Source organism: Paenibacillus phytorum (genome assembly GCF_013141715.1).
Classification (GTDB): domain Bacteria; phylum Bacillota; class Bacilli; order Paenibacillales; family NBRC-103111; genus Paenibacillus_E; species Paenibacillus_E phytorum.
The window spans coordinates 13,004-32,120 of the sequence record NZ_WHOA01000218.1; the positions used below are offsets into that span (position 1 = coordinate 13,004).

The window sequence follows — 19,117 nt, forward strand, 5'->3', positions numbered from 1 at the left end:
ATCGTAAGGCAACTTAATTATTTTCAAAAACTTTAATAAATTCATTAGGAGATTGTAGTCCAGATATGCTGACCTTCTCATTAATTACAAAGTAAGGAACCCCTCTAATCCCCAACTTTTGCGCGTTGCGCTGTCCTAATCCAACCTTTTCAATCCCATCGCCTTTAATAAGCCGCATTTTGAGTTCAGCAGCATCGTCAGTGATCCCGTTTGCTCTTGCTATTTCAACAAGTTCATCCACATTACCGATATCGATGCCATTTTCAAAATAAGCCGTATATATCTTCTCAATCAATTGCTCTTGCATGTTCTCAGGCGTAATAGCTATTAACTGATGGGATAAGGTAGTATTGGGTGTATATTTCACAATATCCATATTAAATGTAAGACCGAAATGAGCACCGGTTTCATTATACTGCCTCATTCTTGCTTCAAATTGTGCAGTCCCGCCTAATCTGCCAATCATAACCTGCCGATAATCTTCTCCTTCAGGACGAATACCGGGGTTAAGCTGAAAAGCATGCCAACGAACGGTTGCCTTAGTGCCTTCTGGCAATTGTTTCAATGCGGTCCGCAGACTGGTTGTTCCCATGCGACACCAGGGGCAAATCGTATCCATGTAAACGTCAATGGTCAATTTTTTCATTTTTCAACCACAACTGGCTTTACCATTTTAATATGATTAATGTAATCGATGCTGCTCTGTGCTAATCGTTCATCCGTAACGTTAGAAGTGTCATTTAGTGAAAAGTGAGGCAGATAAGTGGCACTGATAAAATGAGCAAGCGCTTCTATCGGTCGCAATATTTCTTGCAGGGTAAAGCGATTGAACCCGGTTGCTTGATACGACTCTTCAGTACCATAGGTCGAGATCGCAACACCGATTTCTTTACCTGCTGTTTTATTGCCATCTGGTCCATAGGCCCAGCCGTATAGCAATACGGAATCAAACCAATTTTTGAGTAATGGCGGTGTGCTGTACCAATAAAGCGGATATTGAAAAATAATTCGGTCATGCGCCTCAATCAACTGCTGCTCTCTAGAAACATCAATATTTTCGTCTGGGTACGCCTTATATAATTCATGAATCGTGATATCGCCATGCTTTTGCAATTCCTCCATCCATGATTTATTCCAGTGGGATGCTTCTATGTTCGGGTGAGTAACGATTACTAATGTTTTCATTTTAATTGCTCCTTTTCATAGTTGTTTTTATCTGTATATTTTCATTTGTTCTCGAAAAATGCTACGTTCTTCATGAATATACTTTCTTGTTTGTTAATTAATGGCCCTTCTAGTTCTGAAATTCGTTTAACTTCAATCCATTCAGGATCGTTGCGGAAACGATCATAGTTAAGGTTTCGCATTTCCATATTAGGATGCTCTACAACATAATAAAGACGGTTATTTGATTCATCTAAATCCTCCCAAAATTGCGTCACCTTCATACCATGATTCATAAATAATTGAATAACATGATCTCTGAACCTATCTTGGATAACCTTCATCTTGCCTGGATTCATATGATAAATTCGCAGCTCATACAACATCTCTTCCCTTCCCTCCTCCATTTGTAGTGCGACGACAAGCCCACAGCCTTTTACTCGATTTGGAAAAAAGGCGCTTTTTTCATATAGACAATATCGATTTTCTCATGTAAGGGACCGTTTTGCTCGGTTCTCCCCTTAAGCTCCAGCCATTCTTGATCTTCCAGAAAGGACTGGAAGTTCCGTTCACGCGAAGCCGCGTCTGGATGCTCAAGCACGTAATACAGCCTATCCTTCGATTCATCCGCGTCTACCCAAAAATTCGTTACCTTCATATCATGTTTAGCAAAAATTCTTATCGTATCATCCCGAAACCGATCCAATATAGCTTGCATACGGCCAGGTACCACTTGATAAATCCGCAGTTCGTACAGCATGAACGCCATCCTCCATTTCTAAATTCTGTATTTGTCCGCGTTCAAAAATTATTTACAGCTTACCACTGTCCGGCGTTTTGACCGCCATCGACATGAAGAATCTCTCCGGTCACGAATTGTGCGGATTCCAGATAGACAATTGCGTCAACAATATCCTGAACCTCACCCATTCGGCCCACTGGGTGCAATTGAGCCAAATAATCATGTGTCTCAACCGAATGCATCGGCGTCTTAGTGATCCCCGGCGCGACTGCGTTCACGCGAATGCCCTTGTCCGCATACTCAATCGCCAGCGATTTCGTTGCCGCGTTCAAGCCTCCTTTGGTCAGTGCAGCAAGTACAGATGGCACGGCTTTAAGTGGCTGCTCTACGACTCCGCTTGCCGTGATGTTGACGATGTGGCCGGAACCCGCCTTCAACATCTCTGTCACCGCACGCTGAGTAACATGGAAGAACCCTGCCACATTGATGGACAGTATTGATTCAAAATCCGCTTCAGTGAAGTCCGTGAATGGTTTTGCTATAAAAATGCCGGCATTGTTCACCAGTGTATCGATACGTCCAAAGCGCGAAAGTGTTTCGCCGATTAAGCGTTCAGCTATTTGGGGATCTGAAATGTCGCCGGCAACATATGCGACATGCGCACCTGTCGGATCGACCTCTTTTGCAGCCTCTACTAGCGCTTGTTCGCGGCGGCCATTGATGATTACATTGGCTCCTCGTTTCACCAGTTCAATTGCCGCTGCTTTTCCAATACCGCTGCTTCCACCTGTAATCACTGCTACTTTACCTTGAAAACTCATTTCCCCATTCTCCTTTGTCTACCTACTAAAAGGTAGAATTTTATTTGTAAAAAAATCCGCCTTCTTTTTTAAGTTAAAGCGGATATTAATCCATCGGCAATCCTATCAAATCTACTCAAATCCCGAAAAGTTCTTGCAAGTAATTGCGCACCTTGGAGCGAAGCAAGAAATTGATGGGCTTGCACATCCGCGGTAACTTCAAAGTTTAGATGCCCTTCACGCCGCCCCTGATCCAACACTCGTTCCAACCATTCTAAATTGGCGGTGAAAAGCTGAGCTAGCCCTTCTCGTGTCTTACCTGATAAAGTTGCCAGGTCAGTTGAAAACATGACGCCCAGACAAGTACAATAATCTTGAACAGGGCCACCGTATAGCAATGTGAATTTTCGTAGCTTTTCCAAATTGTTCCGTGTCTCGGTATCGATTTGAGCAATTGCTGAAATAAAATGTCTGTGATACCGTGCAATCAGCGCTTCTCCTAAATCCTCCTTGTTCGGGAAATGGTAATGAATACTAGCGGTGCGTATCCCTACTTTTTCTGCAATGTGTGTATAGCTGAATCCGTTAAACCCGACGTCCTGAACAATCGACTGAGCAGTATCCAAAATAGCCTCTGCTGTATTCTTCGTTTTTGTCATGGCGTCATTCTACCTTTTAGTAGATAGCATGTCAACCCCCTCTCCTCGCACCCTAGGCAGAGAACAGATGGAGATCCATCATCATCGGGAGGATAGGAGTAAAGGCGAACATTCCCATTCCACAACAACAGTCAGTGCCGCTATGCCTCCGAGCAAAACGATCAACTTGTCTTGCTCAATCATCATACACTGATTTCTGTAATCATGTATAATACAGATTAATGATATTGAGTATCTCATTTTCAGATATCTAAACCTAAATATACTGGAAGTCTATATGGATATTTAGTTGTTCAAAGTGTTTCTTACCACGGCACCAGCCGTATAGGTTTGCCAAGAAAGCTAAGCTTCGAAAAAACATACACGGCCTCTAGACGGAAAAGAGATTGTTTCCATTTTGAACAAAAAAGCAACTGATCCTACAAACTTAGGTTCAGTTGTTTTCAAGTTGATCATTTCAATGTTAAATGTAATTGTTAATGTAGTGTCACGCTCAGGTCCTGAACTTCACGCCAGTCATCTCCTCGCTGACCAACCAAAGCCGCTCCGCAAAGCCAGGATCGATCGCCCAAGGAAGTACACCGGACATCACTTGACCAAGCCCCTGCAGTGCTTCGGCCGTAATGACCTCGGCAATATCGGCATCCATGCAATAAACGCCGCCTTTGCCCTCAAGCTGAGGACTCGTCGCACACCATACGCTAGTTGCAGCTCCCTGCTCAGTGGTCTTGAATTCCCCACCTGCTGCGTTCTTCTCTTCATATGACATATAACGAACCAAATCAGTCATGATTCTGCCAGGATGGACTGAAAAGGCGTGCACGCCGTACGCATTGCCTAAGCGGTCCATCTCGACAGCAAATAGCGCATTGGCAGATTTAGACTGTCCATAGGCCTTCCATTTGTTATACTCCTGACGTTCGAAGTTTGGATCTTCAAAATCAACGCCTCCGAAGCGGATACCGGTTGAGGAGACGGAGACAACTCGCGCATCTCCTGCTTGTTTCAAAGACGGCCAGAGCCGAGCCGTCAACTGGAAGTGTCCCAAGTGATTGGTCGCGAACTGGGATTCATAGCCGCGTGCATCGCGCACCAGCGGAGGAGCCATGATGCCTGCATTATTAATGAGCATATCCAACTGCCGGCCAGTGTTCAGAAACCGCTGCGCGAATGCATCGATGGAATCGGGGTCAATAAGATCCAGCTCCTCCAGCACCACTCTCGGGATATCAGCAATCAAAGCGCGGGCTTTCTCCATCGTACGCGCGGGTACAATTACCGTCGCACCTGCTTCCGCCAGAGCGCGGGTTGTCTCAAGTCCGACGCCGGAGTACCCGCCGGTCACGATGGCGATCTTGCCGCTTAGGTCACGTCCGGCTAGCACTTCCCGCGCTGTTGTTTGCGGCCCGAAACCCGATGGGATCGGTGCTTGAGGTGTAATCTTATATGTGTTATCTGTATGCATAGTTCATTCTCCTCCTAAACCTGAACGCTTCATCAGGTCCTTAAAGTGGTCTAGCTTGTAATTCATCATTTCCAATGTAGTGTGCATTTCCGCCATCTGCGACTCAATTTTGAGTTTGTGCTCATTAAGTACGCTGTAGCAACTCTCGTAATTTCGAGCGGATGCCAGGGTCATATACCGTTCAATTTCCTTCAGCGGCATATTGGTTCGTTTTAGATGGGTAATGAACACGAAACGGTCGAGATGGAGCTTGTCGTATTCCTTCTGCCCGTTTTCCTTACGCTTCACTGGCGGCAGCAGCCCGATTTTCTCATAATAACGTATCGTATCATAACTGAGACCGGTTCTTTTGGAAATTTCTGCGATTGAAAATGTAGACTCCATCCCTCTCCCTCCTCCCAGCTTATTGATTATGCGACTAAGCTTGTTCGATTTCATTTGTATCGTAAGGTATGGAGTTTACTCCATGTCAAGCGATTTTCTTCAGCCTCACCATCATATAATGGTCTGTTTTGAGTTATTGTAGGTAGATCCACACGATTCGACTCAATCCCCTAAATGTGAAAAGTGAATGTTCACAAAAATGAACATTCACTAACGAACTCTATTTACTACTATACTCATAACCTTTATAGCCATTGCTTTCGAGAAACCAACCTTATTTGCCTTCTTCACGGCGCTTCGTTACTGTCTCGCTGCCGATTCCCCAATTATCCGTGTTCACCTCATCGGTAATGACTACAGTTGTTTGAACTGCCTCCTGTCGGAACGGCCGATACCCAGCGGCAAGCTAAGCGCCCCCAAGAAGACTATGAAAGCCGCTCCGATTAAAGCAGTGAGGTAGTTGCCATTTCCTGAGATCAGAAGACCTGCAATGAGCGGTCCGATCATTTGTCCCAAGCCAAAGAAGGTGGTCAGCAATCCTATAATCTTTCGGTTGTTCTGCGGATATAAATCCTTGGCAAACGAGATGGACAGCGTCGTTATCCCCATAAAGGTTATGCCGAACAGAAGGGCGCCAGCGAATACGGCGGTTGAAGAAGGAATAAGAGCCGGAATCGCAATGCCTATGGATTGCAGCAGCATGGAGACGGTCAATGACCACTTTTTTCCCCATCGGGAGGCAAGTATAGACCAACCGACACACGAAGGCGCCGCGGCAATACCAACCAGCATCCAACTGAGTGATGCAATATTTGGGATGCTCGAAACCGTTTTGGCGAAAGCTACAAGATAGGTCCCGGTAACAATGTAGCCCAAGCCTTCCAAGCCATAGGCAATCATTAAACATATCAAGACCCGTCGAACGGTCGAAGGGTGATGGTCATGAGGAGAGCTTAACGTCTTCGTATCGGTATGCCTGTCCCGTAACGAAGACCAGGCTGCCAGACCTAAGATCAGACTGATCATGCCCAGTCCCTTCCATACTTCGATCCAATCGCCGTTTCGGGCAAGCAGCGGAACCGAAAGTCCGGTCAGCAGGATGCCCGCTCCCACACCTCCGTAGAATATTCCGGCTTGGAGTGCCGTTAAACGATCCAGTACGATGCTGGATGCGATAACTAACACGACCGCGCTGGCTAAGCCCGACAAAAACCGGAGCACGAGCCAGGCCTCGAGGTTATGGAATTCACCCATTCCCCATGTGGTCGCAATACTAACGATTAACCCGGCGAACAGCAGCATGGATCGGCTTTTAAATTGGACCAGCGTCAGGACTAACGCGCCGATCAAATACCCCAAATAATTACTCGAAGCCAGATAGCCTGCACCCGCGGCAGAGAACAGATGGTGATCCATCATCATCGGGAGGATAGGAGTAAAGGCGAACCTTCCGATTCCCATAGCAACCATCAGTGCCGCTATGCCTCCAAGTAAAACGATCAACTTCCTTCTCCCCATACGCTTTCCTCCTGTCTTTACCTTGGCCTGTTCATTCATCATACAATGATTCCTGTTATCATGTATAATACAGAATAATGATGATGAGTATCTCAATATCAGATATCTAAACCTAAATATACAGGAGGCTATATGGATATTCAGTTGCTCAAAGTGTTTTTTACCACGGCGCACGAAGGTAGCATTTCTAAAGCGGCTAATAAATTAAACTTTGCCCAATCCAACGTTACCCATAAGATTCAACAGCTGGAGGCCGATTTGCAGACACAGCTTTTTTACCGCCATAATCGGGGCATTACGCTTACCCCTTCCGGTCAAATCCTAGTTTCCTATGCGGAGAAAATATTGCATGTCATTCAGGAAGCCAGACTGGCCGTCGGAGACTCCTCCGTTCCCGCAGGACCGCTTCATATAGGGTCTTTGGAAACAACAGCCGCCGTTCGTCTGCCTAAACTGCTTATCAAATATCATACCGACTATCCAACAGTCGACTTCTCTTTAATCACCGGTCCTACCGAGAAGCACATTCATGCCGTTCTTCATTATGAGCTGAACGGGGCATTCGTGGCCGGTCCCGTGGAGCATCCCGATTTGGTTCAGGAAAACGTCATTGATGAGGAGCTGGTACTTGTCACCTCGATCTCCCATCCGTACGTTAATTCCATCCATGATGTGCAGCTGTCTACGCTTCTCGTATTCCACAGCGGCTGCTCCTACCGGGTAAAATTAAATCAGCTGCTCCATGAAGAAGGCATAGTGCCCGTTAAGCTGATGGAATTCGGATCGATTGAAACGATAATCGGCTGTGTCGGCGCTGGCCTTGGCATTTCTCTTCTGCCGCGTTCTATCATAGCCGAGTCGGAACAGCAAGGCCGAATCCGCTGCCATGCGATCCCCGGCAAGCATACCATTGTCACAACTGTGTTCATCAGACGCAAAGACGCTTTAATCACGCCCGCATTGTCAGCCTTCTTATCAGAGATGCGAGCCCATTTTAGCTAAGGTACTGGAATTGAGCTTATCTATGATTTGGCTTCATACTCAGTTTTTTAATCTACTTAAGTACATTGCTTGCACCTGTATACATGTAGTTAAGCAAGATGCATGGATAACGATTTTTCCTGCGGTCTTGATCGGGTCATTAAACATTTGGGTGATGTCAAAATTGTCGAATCGTCACCCGGGTCTGACGATTATACAGTACAGTTCACAAATCATTGGCAAATGGCCAGGAAAATACCGCTTTCCTCATGAGAACTCCTTTTATCATTGTCAGTTTAACGTTGGCACTATTTTATTATTTTGGGGTGGCTTCTTCCTTATTTGAATCAACCTAAGTAACCAACCAAAGTTTCGTTCATCGCATTTAGCGGTCAAATCTTGAATAATAAGTATTTGACAGATCTCAAATAAAAAGGCAGCGGCAGACTCGGACGTGAAATTAAAGTCCTAAACTGACGCTGCCTTTATTCAACTATGCAGTAACTAATACGCCCAGCCCTATACTTTTTTCACCGGATAGGCTTTAAATGCATTCCCCATAACTTCTTACTTTTATATACACTTGTTTACTTTATCCTTCCATCGATAAAAACACCCGTTTGGCTGCTCCAATCGCCCCCGCCAGATTGCCAAGTTCCGCCGATTTTACCTCGATGCCAAGCTGTAACTGCTTCACTTTGGTCGTGAGCAATCCCCACCAGTACTCCCGAGAATCGACAAGTCCGCCGCCGATTATAATCGCTTGCGGATTTAGGCTATGATGAATGTTATTGATGACGATCACCAAATCGTCCAAAAAACGATCGACCATGCCTACGAGTTGCGGTTGCCCTTTTATAAAATCTTGCAGTACCTCCACGCCCGTCATATATGGAAATTCGGTGACCTCTCGCGCAGCTGCTACAAAAGCAGTACCGGACACATACTGTTCCATACATCCGTATTGACCGCAATTACAAAGCCGCCCTCGCGGGACCAGAACAACATGCCCCCATTCGCCGCCGTTCCATAGCGCTCCACGGATAAGTTCACCGCGCACCATATTGGCGCCTCCAACCCCGGTGCCTAGCGTTAACATCGTCAAATCCCGGTATGGTTTGCCAGCACCAAGCCACGCTTCACCAATCAATGCCGTATTCGCATCGTTATCAATGAAAACAGACCGGCCATATTCAGACTCAAGCAACGGTTTCATATTCACACCCTGCCAGCCCGGCAAATTATTTGTCGCATATACGATGTCCCCGGTTTCCGTATTGACTCTTCCGGCCGTGCCGATTCCGATGCCGAGCACATCATTCTGCGAAGCCAGAAGATCCGCAATGACAGATCCCATGTTGCTTAGAATATGCTCTCTTCCTAGTTCAGCGGTAGTCGGAATCTTGGCTTTCTTCAATATTTGACCTTGGTCGTTGATGACGATTCCTTTTATCGAAGTACCTCCGATATCGATACCAATCGCATTCATCTGCCTTACAACCTTTCATTGTCCGATTTTATTTGGCTGGATATCGCTTGAACAAATCTCTCGGTAATATGCTGGGGGCGCGTGATCGCACTTCCGATAACAACGAATTGTGCTCCGGCTTCCAAAGCGCGGTTGACTTCCTCGGCTGTAAAATACTTTCCTTCTGCAACAACTGGAACACGAACGACGCTTGCCAGTCGAGCGACCAATTCGATATCGGGGTTGCTGGATTGCGTGCTATATGGCGTATAGCCCGAAAGTGTTGTCGAAATATAATCCACCCCTAATTCAGCTGCGAATAGACCTTCCTCTTCATTCGAAATATCGGCCATAATCGGGATGTTGATCCTCTTGAGCTCCTGAACCGTTTGCGCTAACGTTCTTCCGTCAGGGCGCATCCGATTTGTTCCATCAATGGCAACGATATCAGCCCCAGCCGCATATACAGCCAAAGCGTCCTTAAGAGTCGGCGTAATATACACGTCGTTGTCTTCAATGTTCCTTTTATGCAGCCCGATAATTGGCACTTGAATAGACTGTTTCATGACAAATATATCGGCAATTCCATTCGCGCGAATCCCGATGGCTCCGCCTAATTCAGCCCCTTTGGCCATTTCCGCCATATAATGCGGACCATACAAGGGCTCACCCATATAGGCCTGACATGAGACAACGATCCCTCTTTCAGTAATTAATTTTCTCATCCCATTTAACTCCTAACTTACAATCGAATGTTCCTATATTTTCAACCGCTGCATTCTGAATTCTTGAGGCGTCGTTTCATTCTGCTTCTTGAAGAAACGGATGAAGGCCAGTGCAGAGTTGTAGCCGAGTTCGGCGGCGATTTCGTTCACTTTCATGGCGCTGCCAATGAGCAGCTCCTTCGCTTTCAAATTCCGATAATCGATGATGTATTCAGATAACCCGATACCGGTCATTTGCTTATACAGTCTGGAAAAATACGATGGATTCAATCCGACGTGGTCCGCGATTGCATTAAGAGAAATATCCGTGGAAATGTGTGCTTCGATGTATCGATGCGCTTTTTGCACAACTTCAGCGGGAAGCATCGCGCCTTGGACTGCGTTCCAGTCGAACAGGCAATCCGCCGTTTGCATAAAATATTGCCTTAAGAAAAGCCAGGAGTTCTTATCGCCGTACTGGAACAGCGGAGCCAAATCATGAACCTCGTTTAAATATGCGCGCAACTCTGAGCTTTTATTGATGTATGCCAGAAATACGGCGGCCATGGAGTGATAAAGCTCCTTTTTCCGCTCGTACGGGCAGTTTTCCTCGCCCCAAATCTCCGTCAATTCCAGATAAAGTTTGTAAAATTCTTCACGGTGGCAGTTCTCCAGGGATTTGGTGAGAAGCTGCACGCGGGTATAATGGAAAAAATCGTTCTGCCTATCTGCTGCCGTGCCTTCCTCCGCCCGTCTGATGTCGGAATCGCTCAAAATAACCTCGTTGGACAATCCCATTCCGTATACGAAACCATATTTCAAACTATGAAACCTTTCGAAAACACCACTCCATGCCGTATGCTCACTGCTTAGAATAAAAGAGACTGGCAGCTGCAGCAGCTTCTTGCACGTATGCTGAATCTTCTCGAGCATGCCGCTTACATATGTGGATGTTTGTTTCCACAGCAAGTCGGATGAAACCTTTTGCGTTGGCGCATCGTTCACGCCTAATGGTTGGATGAACCATACGATTTTGGACTGGTCGTACACATAGGAATAACTTCGCACGTATGGCGACAAAAACTCCTCGGTAACATTTTGCACGGCGTAAATAAGCAGCGCTTTATCCGGAGCCGTTATCATGTCCTTCCAATCATCGACCCGTCCAAGCAGCAAAATAATCGGCATGTCCGCCCGCAGCGGCATATCGATATCTTTGAAGTGATTCTCTAATTGGCTTTTAGTTACAGATTTGCCCTGAAGAAGTCCAGAAATGTAATCTTTCTGCAGCGATGGCAGCGCCAACCGCATCCGGTTATTCGCTCTTTCAAACATTCGCAGCTGATCGTATTCCTCTTCGAACTTTTCGATCGCCCGTTCAACCGAACGGATGATTTTCTCATCGCTTTCGATCTTCAATATATATTCGAAGCTGCCGTATTTGACAGCGTTCTGCACATAATGGAAATCGTTATAGCCGGTTAAAAAAATGACTTTACAAGCCGGCCACTGTGCTTTAATTTCCTGCAGCAGCTCGATCCCTTCAAGACCGGGCATTCTAATATCGGAAATGACGATATCGACCCGGTTGTTCTGAAGTACCTCCAACGCCTCCTCGCCGGAATAAGCCTTCAGGATTTCGAGATCCAAATCCGATTGTTCAAAAAGCTCAATCAGGCCATCAACGATGATCGGAAGATCGTCGACGATAAGCAATCGGTACATACATTCCCCTCCTCAAGCATTTCTGGAAGATCAGCTGCTTAACTGCTGCCGAAATGAATCCTCACTTTCAAGCCGCCAAGCCCAGAACGCGCCATCGTGATGCCATATTCGGCACCGTAGCGAAGCTGGATTCTGCGATGAACGTTGACAAGGCCTGTCGTCTCTTCGAGACGGCCTTCAGAGAGCTGCAAACGGGAGTTCAGCCGGTCGATCTCTTCATCCGTTACGGCGCTCCCGTTATCCTCGACATAGAAAGAGTACCCGTCTTCGTTCTTCTCGCTGTGTACCCAAAGTTCGCCATCGGTCCGCTTGTTGCCCAGCGCATACTTGTAAGCGTTCTCGATAATCGGCTGGAGCACTAGGCGTGGAATGGAGAGCTCCGGTACATCGCTGTCAAACCTCACTTGGATGCGATCCCCGTAGCAGACCGTCTGCATGTCTACATACGTGCGGGAATGCTTCACTTCCAGTGCTAGCGGGATTTCGTCCTCGCCGTCCCTCGTAATGAAATGAAAATATTCGCCGATGTACAAGCAAAACTGGTACGCTTTCTCCTTCTGGCGCTCGGATTTGATCAACCGGCATAGGACAAAGAAGCAGTTGTATAAAAAATGCGGATTGATTTGCGATTGCAGCCGCTTCAGTTCCGACCGCTGGTTGCGGATTTGCTGCTCGTAGTTTTCTTCGATCAACGTTCGCAGCGACCGAATCGTATCATTAAAGGCCTGGTACAGATACCCAAATTCGTCATGTCCACGGTCGATGGTGATCGGCATCAGTCGGTTTTCCTGGACGTGGCGGAACGAATGGACAAGCCGCATGAGTGGTTTATAAATAAGCCTGAACAGAAAGTATGAGAAAAATAAGCCGACAACCAGTGCGAGCGCGCAAGCCCACCAAAACCATACGCGATAGGTTTGAATCGGACCAAGAACGTTCGCTTCGGGAATCAAGCTTATCGAATAAGAGTTCCAGAGTGGAGAGTACTTAAAAACCGACAAATAGCTCTTTCCCCCGTATCGGACCGTTTCGTAGCCTTCCTTCTTACCTTCTGCCTGTTTATCCTTGATAAAAGCTTCGACTGTCCCCAACAGGTCCGGATCGTCGACGCTCTGGATATGCCAGCCACGGTCCACGTTAAGCAGGATGCTTCGGCCATCGAGCGAACTGCCGATTTGAGCCAGCGATTCCTTGATTTTACGAGTGGACAATTCCACCCCGACGACGAACAGCGGCTCACGCCGCGTATTTGCCGGGTACTGCATAGAGATGAACAGCCGATCGTTCCAATAAATGAACGGTTCCTCGTATGGCCTGTTTTTCGGTTGCATCGCCGCATATTCCTGCCTGTCGATCGACGTGTCGAATTTGATGCTCATCAGCGTTCGGTCGATAGACGGAACGTACGCTTTCGCTTCCTGAATAAATGGGCTTGAGTCCTTCATTAACACAAGCCGCTTCTGAATGTCCAATATTTTCTCCGCCCGTTCGTAGTGAGACAATTCATTGCCGGTAGCAGCTAATTCGATCAAGTCGTCATCCGTCACGTATTTGGGCAAATATCGCACGATCCGGTCCGCCTCTTTTTCAAGCGAGTCCAGGTAATACCCCGTCGTATTAAGAGTCGACTGAGATATTTCCTTTCGGATGCTTTCCGCACCTTTCTCGTTGATCAGCCATGTAATGGCCATAAGCGGTAGAAGCACCACCATGAAGGCGGCCAACATTTTTTTAAATATGGAAGAATCCCTTAGTCGGAAAAAGCGTTTCATCATTCGTTCACCTGCTAAGTTTTGGTAGAGAATCCTGAATGTTTATTCTTTGACACTCCCCATCACAATTCCTTTAATGAAGAAACGTTGAAGGAACGGGTAAACGATCAATATGGGAAAAGCCGCTACGAATATTTGCGCCGCCTTGCTAGTCCGGTCGGACAACTTGCTGATCAACTCTGCGTCCTGTGTCTTGAGGAAGCGGAAATCGAGTTTAATAATTATGGTTTGCAGAAACGTTTGCAGCGGATATTTATCAGGATGGTTCATCAGAATCATGCCGTCGAACCAACTGTTCCAGTGCCATACCATCGTAAACAGTCCGGTCGTCGCGAGAGCAGGAAGAGCTAAGGGAACATAAATTTTCCATAGTGTCGCAAAATGTCCAGCACCATCGATCCGTGCTGATTCTTCCAGTTCTTTGGGCAGGTTCCTGTAAAAGTTAAGCAGCAAAATAATGTTGAACACCTGCAGCGCGCCTGGCAGCACGAGCGCCCATATCGTATCGATCAATCCGAGCGATTTCACCGTCAAATACCATGGGATGAGGCCACCGCTGAATAAAATCGTGAATACGAACACCCATACGTAAAATGTCCTTAGCCGAAACTGCCTCGTTTCTTTCGATAACGGATATGCAGTCAGAATCGTCAGAAACATACTGATGGACGTTCCGAGAATGAGCCGTTCGAAGGAAACCCGGAAAGCGCGCAAATATTCAGGCTTACCGAATACATTATTGTACGCTGCTGTTGTAAAGTCGACAGGCCACAGCATGACCTTGCCGGCGGATGCCGCTGTCCCGGAGCTAAACGATAAGGCCAATATATGAATAATGGGCATCAGGCAGGCAAATGAGATCGCCGCCAAAAATATGACGTTAGCGCTCAAGAAAAGCTGACGGCCGAGTGACATTTTGTAACCCATGTTGAGTCCCCTCTCTTCCTTATAACTCTACTCAAAAAATGCGATAATTCGCGAAACGGTATGCGAGGAAATACGAAACCGAGATGAAAATAAACGAAACGATCGATTTCAACAAGCCGACCGCCGTGGCGAATCCGAACTGGGACTGCTCGACGCCCATCCGATAGACGAACGTATCGATAATGTCGGCGCTTTCGTATACTTGCGGACTGTACAAGTTGAATATTTGATCGAAACCGGCATTGAGGACGTTGCCGATGTTTAGCGTAAACATCAGCACAATAATCGGCATCATGCCTGGAATCGTAATGTTCAGCGTCTGCTTCCAACGTCCTGCGCCGTCAATTTCCGCAGCTTCGTAAAGCGACGGGTTAATGCTAGTTAATGCCGCTAAGTAAACGATCGTACCGTACCCAAACTCCTTCCACACATCCGACACGACCATCACATAAGGAAACCAGTGATTGTTACCCAGGAAGTAAATAGGATTGATGCCGAACAAACCGAACACTTGATTGAGCACTCCGGTTGTTGGGGAGAGCACATCGATCAATATGCCACTCAACAGCACCCAGGACATGAAGTGAGGCAAGTAAACGAGCGTTTGGAACGTTCGTTTAATCCATTGCCTGCTCATCTCGTTGAGCAGGATAGCAATCGTAATCGGTACGAATAAACCCGCCACGATTTTCATGACAGAAATATAGACGGTATTGAAAAAAATTCGGCCGATGTCGGGATAAACGAACATATAATTGAAGTTTTTCAATCCGACGAATGGAGAGCCGAACAGACCTTTGGTCGGAATATATTTTTGGAACGCCATGATAATGCCCGCCATTGGAATGTAACTGAAAACGATGACAAAAATCAGTCCCGGGATCAGCATCAAATGAAGCGGCCATTCACGTTTCCACATGCGCGAGATCGATTTCATCCTGTACCACCACCTGCTTAAATTACCTCGTCAAGGTTGAATAGAAAGAGGGATCGTACCTGATCCCTCTCCCTGAGAAGAACTATTTGTTCTTCGCGTACCAGTCATTCACTTCTTTGGTGATTTGGTCTCCGCCAAGCTTCTTCCAATCGGCGACAAATTTATCGAACTCATCAACCGATACCTGGTTCATAATAATTTTGAAAAATACTTCGTCGCGCTTCTTCTCGAGGATCGCATTCTTCTCCACCATCGTTGGCGTCGGTGCCCCGAAAAACTTCGTTTGTTCGAACTGATTGTTCTTTTTCATATCCGGAATAAGGGAGTAGGAACCCTTCGGACCTGAAATCCAATATTCCCACCACATGCTCGTATCGCCGTTTACATATTTCATAGCCCGTTCGTATCGAGATTTCTGATCTTTCGTCTTCGCCATACTCGCGTCTTTGGCTGCGATCGCCTTCGGCAGCACTTCGCCGTTATTGTTCGATAAGCTGCCAACCCTGAGCGGATTAAGCAACCAGTAGTTGTTCTTCTTTTCAACGCGGTCTTTGCCAAACTCATATACTTTGTTATCTTCCGTTTGATTGTTGTCGGCGATGATCCATTGATTAAGCAGCCTCATGACGGCTTCCGGATTTTTCGCTTTCTTTGACACGACGTAATATCTGTCGCCGCCTATCCCGATTTGTGCTTTGGCCGGCTTGTTATCCACGGATGGAATCGGATATACGCCCCACTCCTGCACTTGTTTGCCGTCTTTGATCGCACCGGTCGCAAGGTGCGCCGGCACCCATTCGGCGCCATATACAAGTCCTATGTTGTTACCGAAAATGAGTTCCGATTCCTTTTGCGTGTCTTTCACGGCAAATTCCGGATCGATCAGACCTTTTTTAAACATGTCTTGCAGCGCCTTGAGCGCTTCTTTCATTTGCGGCTGTACGTAACCCTTGACAAGTTTGCCGGTACCGTCATCAATCCAATGATTGGAATCCGCATTCGAGTCCATATAGGCATGGTAGCCATTCATGAAACCAATGAAGCCGGTTGCCCCGTCTTCTTTCATATCCTTGTTGAATGCAATCCCGTAAGCTCTTCCAGTTCCTCCAGGATCCTTCGTCTTAAACGCCTCCGCGATGGTCATCAGATCCTGCATCGTTTTCGGCTCCGGCAAATTCAGCTTCTTGAGCCAGTCGGTACGTACGTATAGAAACTGGGCGTAGTACGGATTAGACGTGCTCGGAATGGCCATCAGCTTTCCGCCAAAAGTGGCCGATTTCATTTGGGTACCGCCGTCCGCTTGCATGAATTTTTTGGTTTCCGGAGTAGCGAACTTATCGTAAACGCTAGTAATATCCATAATCATATCCGCTTCAATTAGCTGCTGGAGCTGAGTAGCATCAACGAGCATAAAATCAGGAATATCGTTCGAGGCAATTGCGATCTTGAGCTTTTCCTTGAACTGGTTGTTATCTGCGGCAACCCATTGGTTCGTAATCTTGACGCCAACGTCTTTCTCGTAAGCAGCATATACGGAATTGTTGTCGAATGTTTCGCCAGCATCGAATTTCAAATACGGATCGCCTTCTCTGATCGTGGATACTTCAAGCACTTTTTTCGATTCCGGCGTTTGTGCTGCTGTTGCAGATGCTGTCGCGGACGCGGACGGTTGCGGGCTATTCTCCGTTTTGCTGCTGCACGCGGTTGCGGCGATAAGACTGGTAATCAAAGCGGTTGCGAGAACGTCCTTCCCTCTCAGTTTCATATTCATATGACCCCTCCCATTTGACTAACATGTTACTCAGGATGTTGTACGCGTTTCAACTTCCTTTGATAGTTTAAGTATAAGAAACGAAACGCAATCCTTCCATATACCAGTGTTTACTTTGATATACACCTCTTGACGGCGAATAAAAATCCCATCGTGGATTGAATCCATTATGTACAACATCCGCAAGTTCTTCTGCATCATTGTTCCTCTGAATACACTGGGTATCAAAAGGTGGTTAAGAGGAGGTCTTCTTCGTGTAGACGTTCAATACAGTAAAACCCGGCGATTCGGTGTCAGCGATCGCTAAGAGGTGGGAAGTGCCTCTCGTTGCTTTAATCGCTGCAAACAACCTAGAGTCTCCCAATACCATCTACCAGCGCCGCCATTGCATACAGCACAACCGAATTTGTCGAACGTAAAGGCTACTTCAACACGATACGGACTGAACGTTCACAAGGCGGCGTCCAACAAATCCTGGCCGTCTCCGATTAATATCCACCATCCTGCACCGATCCGCGTTGTTACTGAAGCAGGGTCCATCACAGCAGTTCAATGGTCTGGCGACGGTGACCGAGACCAGTTACGAAGGTACGAGCGGTTTCGTCGGAATCTCCACCCTGTCTAGCGACCTGCCGATGGTGAACGGATTGCGTTTTCTTTACTAGGCAGTATGTTTCGCAAATCGAAGGAGCCTGCCCATATAAATCAGCGGCAGGCTCCTAATGATCAGCACCTTCATTCGCAATTGTAATTAAGTGAGTTCAATGTGTTCCAATCCCAAAAAAACGACCCTTGTGACACAACCAAACGTTCAAACCAGAGCTCAAAGTTCAAAACAATGTCTTCCGCATCAGGCACATAAGCTGATCCAACAAATATATAATCTTCTCTTCCTGCTTTCACTCGTGAGGAATCGATATAGATCAGAGTGGAATCATACTTTGCAATAACATATAAATTGTCAGAGGCTTCTTTCTGTTCAATATAATCCAAGATATCCTCTAAACCGAATATAGCCCAAGCACCATTAGCGTACTCAGAAATATCATTGAAGAGGATAGCACCATCATTCAGCATTAGAAAATCTTTGTAACTTTCAGGTATATGGAAGCCTGTTTCCTCAAAGAAGGTTAGAATATTTTCTTCTGAAGTTGGTTTGTAAAAAGAAAAAGAGCAGGGCATTAAATGCCCTGAACCTCGCTGAAAATACATTGTCGGAGATTTTTCTATACGTGCTTTTAAGCTTTCTAATGTCTTATAAACCATCTGATTCATCTATACACCTGCTTCACCAAGATTTTGGTAATTACTAGCCTCAGATCATCAAGGTTTTCTTTCCCGACCAATAATGACTCTCTCAATTTGATCAATTGCAATTGGACCGTAGGTTTGACTATCCACGCTCCTAGCCCATGTATCTCCTAGCAGGAATACATGACCCGCCGGTATTTTTATTTCTGGCATGTCCATGTGGAAATATTTCGTCATACTCTTTTGACAGTCGGAGTCGCAGACACCAGAGCCAGGTTTATTCAAATTATTGAAGTAGGATTCTTCGCCCTGACCCCACATGAGCGCTTTCCCATAAAAAGTGTCTAATTTTTTCTCGTCGATGTAAACCTGCCCGTCTCTGATCATAATTGACTCTTCCGGAAGAGCGACAATGCGAGCAATATCGTAGATCGGTGGTTTCCAACCCGGATTTACATTTTGGAAGACGTGTTCCACGTTAAGAGGTGGCGTCTTATAATACACGACATCTCCTCGTTTCGGAGGTTCATTCAATTCACTTAATACTAATTTGCCACCTAATTTCGTATTAAAAGTTTCGTCCATACCATCCAGTTGGTAGGTTATCGTTTCCATTCCTTGCTTAACCTCTACCTCGGGCAAAATAGGAGTGGTTTTTGAATCCACAATGCGTTCTTCATTACATGCCGTTAATGAAATTAGCAGTAAGCAACACGCCATAGTCACATTAAACACTCTCATAACCATTAACTCACTAGCCCTCCTCAGAAGATAAGCTATGTACTTCATTTTAATTTTAATCAACCACCCATATAATACCATTTTTTTGATTCGTTTTCTCTTTTATTG

Annotated in this window: 21 protein-coding genes; 3 read left to right on the forward strand and 18 right to left on the reverse strand. The window is 46.3% G+C overall.

Translation table 11 applies throughout. The annotated features are described in order from the left end of the window. Positions 1–13: 13 nt before the first annotated feature. The 9 genes from GC098_RS30290 to GC098_RS30335 form a co-directional block, all read right to left on the reverse strand. Positions 14–646 carry a DsbA family oxidoreductase gene (locus GC098_RS30290; protein WP_171647216.1) on the reverse strand — a complete coding sequence of 211 codons (633 nt, stop codon included), beginning with the start codon at positions 644–646 and terminating at the stop codon, positions 14–16. Beyond that, positions 643–1,185, reverse strand: a complete 543-nt coding sequence (locus GC098_RS30295; RefSeq protein WP_171647218.1) for an NAD(P)H-dependent oxidoreductase — start codon at positions 1,183–1,185, stop codon at positions 643–645. Before GC098_RS30295 ends, GC098_RS30290 begins: the two co-directional genes overlap by 4 nt. 41 nt (positions 1,186–1,226) lie before the next feature. Beyond that, the gene (locus tag GC098_RS30300) at positions 1,227–1,550 is read right to left on the reverse strand and encodes an NIPSNAP family protein (protein WP_171647220.1); all 324 of its coding nucleotides are present in this window, start codon (positions 1,548–1,550) and stop codon (positions 1,227–1,229) included. Between the two features lie 50 nt (positions 1,551–1,600). Then, positions 1,601–1,924, reverse strand: coding sequence for an NIPSNAP family protein (locus GC098_RS30305; protein WP_171647222.1), 324 nt, complete (start codon positions 1,922–1,924; stop codon positions 1,601–1,603). A gap of 59 nt (positions 1,925–1,983) precedes the next feature. Next, the gene (locus GC098_RS30310) at positions 1,984–2,727 is read right to left on the reverse strand and encodes an SDR family NAD(P)-dependent oxidoreductase (RefSeq protein WP_171647224.1); all 744 of its coding nucleotides are present in this window, start codon (positions 2,725–2,727) and stop codon (positions 1,984–1,986) included. 68 nt (positions 2,728–2,795) lie between these two features. Further along, positions 2,796–3,365: a TetR/AcrR family transcriptional regulator gene (locus GC098_RS30315; RefSeq protein WP_171647226.1), complete on the reverse strand. Its 570-nt coding sequence runs from the start codon at positions 3,363–3,365 to the stop codon at positions 2,796–2,798. A gap of 493 nt (positions 3,366–3,858) precedes the next feature. Next, positions 3,859–4,830, reverse strand: a complete 972-nt coding sequence (locus tag GC098_RS30320; protein ID WP_171647228.1) for an oxidoreductase — start codon at positions 4,828–4,830, stop codon at positions 3,859–3,861. Between the two features lie 3 nt (positions 4,831–4,833). After that, entirely contained in the window at positions 4,834–5,214 is a 381-nt protein-coding gene (locus tag GC098_RS30325; RefSeq protein ID WP_171647230.1) for a MerR family transcriptional regulator, read from the reverse strand. Between the two features lie 354 nt (positions 5,215–5,568). Next, positions 5,569–6,732, reverse strand: a complete 1,164-nt coding sequence (locus GC098_RS30335; RefSeq protein WP_171647232.1) for a YbfB/YjiJ family MFS transporter — start codon at positions 6,730–6,732, stop codon at positions 5,569–5,571. Between the two features lie 132 nt (positions 6,733–6,864). On the opposite strand from GC098_RS30335, the gene GC098_RS30340 reads away from it, so the two are divergent. Then, complete coding sequence (locus tag GC098_RS30340; protein WP_171647234.1) at positions 6,865–7,734, forward strand: LysR family transcriptional regulator; 870 nt, start codon at positions 6,865–6,867, stop codon at positions 7,732–7,734. Between the two features lie 22 nt (positions 7,735–7,756). Continuing rightward, positions 7,757–8,059, forward strand: coding sequence for a GerAB/ArcD/ProY family transporter (locus GC098_RS41800; RefSeq protein WP_376773996.1), 303 nt, complete (start codon positions 7,757–7,759; stop codon positions 8,057–8,059). 246 nt (positions 8,060–8,305) lie between these two features. Here GC098_RS41800 and GC098_RS30350 read toward each other — a convergent pair whose 3' ends face one another. From GC098_RS30350 to GC098_RS30380, 7 genes are all read right to left on the reverse strand, one after another. Next, on the reverse strand, positions 8,306–9,202 hold the full coding sequence (locus GC098_RS30350) for an ROK family protein (protein ID WP_171647238.1): 897 nt from the start codon (positions 9,200–9,202) through the stop codon (positions 8,306–8,308). 5 nt (positions 9,203–9,207) lie between these two features. Beyond that, the gene (locus GC098_RS30355) at positions 9,208–9,906 is read right to left on the reverse strand and encodes an N-acetylmannosamine-6-phosphate 2-epimerase (RefSeq protein WP_171647240.1); all 699 of its coding nucleotides are present in this window, start codon (positions 9,904–9,906) and stop codon (positions 9,208–9,210) included. Between the two features lie 33 nt (positions 9,907–9,939). Beyond that, positions 9,940–11,610 (reverse strand): response regulator transcription factor, encoded by a 1,671-nt coding sequence (locus tag GC098_RS30360; RefSeq protein WP_171647242.1) that lies wholly within the window; start codon positions 11,608–11,610, stop codon positions 9,940–9,942. A gap of 38 nt (positions 11,611–11,648) precedes the next feature. Further along, positions 11,649–13,382 carry a sensor histidine kinase gene (locus GC098_RS30365; protein ID WP_171647315.1) on the reverse strand — a complete coding sequence of 578 codons (1,734 nt, stop codon included), beginning with the start codon at positions 13,380–13,382 and terminating at the stop codon, positions 11,649–11,651. A gap of 42 nt (positions 13,383–13,424) precedes the next feature. After that, positions 13,425–14,309: a carbohydrate ABC transporter permease gene (locus tag GC098_RS30370; protein ID WP_171647244.1), complete on the reverse strand. Its 885-nt coding sequence runs from the start codon at positions 14,307–14,309 to the stop codon at positions 13,425–13,427. Positions 14,310–14,340: 31 nt separating this feature from the next. Further along, positions 14,341–15,246 (reverse strand): ABC transporter permease, encoded by a 906-nt coding sequence (locus GC098_RS30375; protein ID WP_171647246.1) that lies wholly within the window; start codon positions 15,244–15,246, stop codon positions 14,341–14,343. An 82-nt stretch (positions 15,247–15,328) separates the two neighbouring features. Then, positions 15,329–17,017 carry an extracellular solute-binding protein gene (locus GC098_RS30380; protein ID WP_171647248.1) on the reverse strand — a complete coding sequence of 563 codons (1,689 nt, stop codon included), beginning with the start codon at positions 17,015–17,017 and terminating at the stop codon, positions 15,329–15,331. 406 nt (positions 17,018–17,423) lie between these two features. On the opposite strand from GC098_RS30380, the gene GC098_RS30390 reads away from it, so the two are divergent. Beyond that, the gene (locus GC098_RS30390; RefSeq protein ID WP_171647192.1) at positions 17,424–17,642 is read left to right on the forward strand and encodes a hypothetical protein; all 219 of its coding nucleotides are present in this window, start codon (positions 17,424–17,426) and stop codon (positions 17,640–17,642) included. A gap of 110 nt (positions 17,643–17,752) precedes the next feature. On the opposite strand, the gene GC098_RS30395 is transcribed toward GC098_RS30390, so the two are convergent. Beyond that, positions 17,753–18,292, reverse strand: coding sequence for an SMI1/KNR4 family protein (locus tag GC098_RS30395; RefSeq protein WP_171647252.1), 540 nt, complete (start codon positions 18,290–18,292; stop codon positions 17,753–17,755). Between the two features lie 48 nt (positions 18,293–18,340). Continuing rightward, positions 18,341–19,015 carry a signal peptidase I gene (lepB, locus tag GC098_RS30400; protein ID WP_171647254.1) on the reverse strand — a complete coding sequence of 225 codons (675 nt, stop codon included), beginning with the start codon at positions 19,013–19,015 and terminating at the stop codon, positions 18,341–18,343. Positions 19,016–19,117 lie beyond the last annotated feature (102 nt).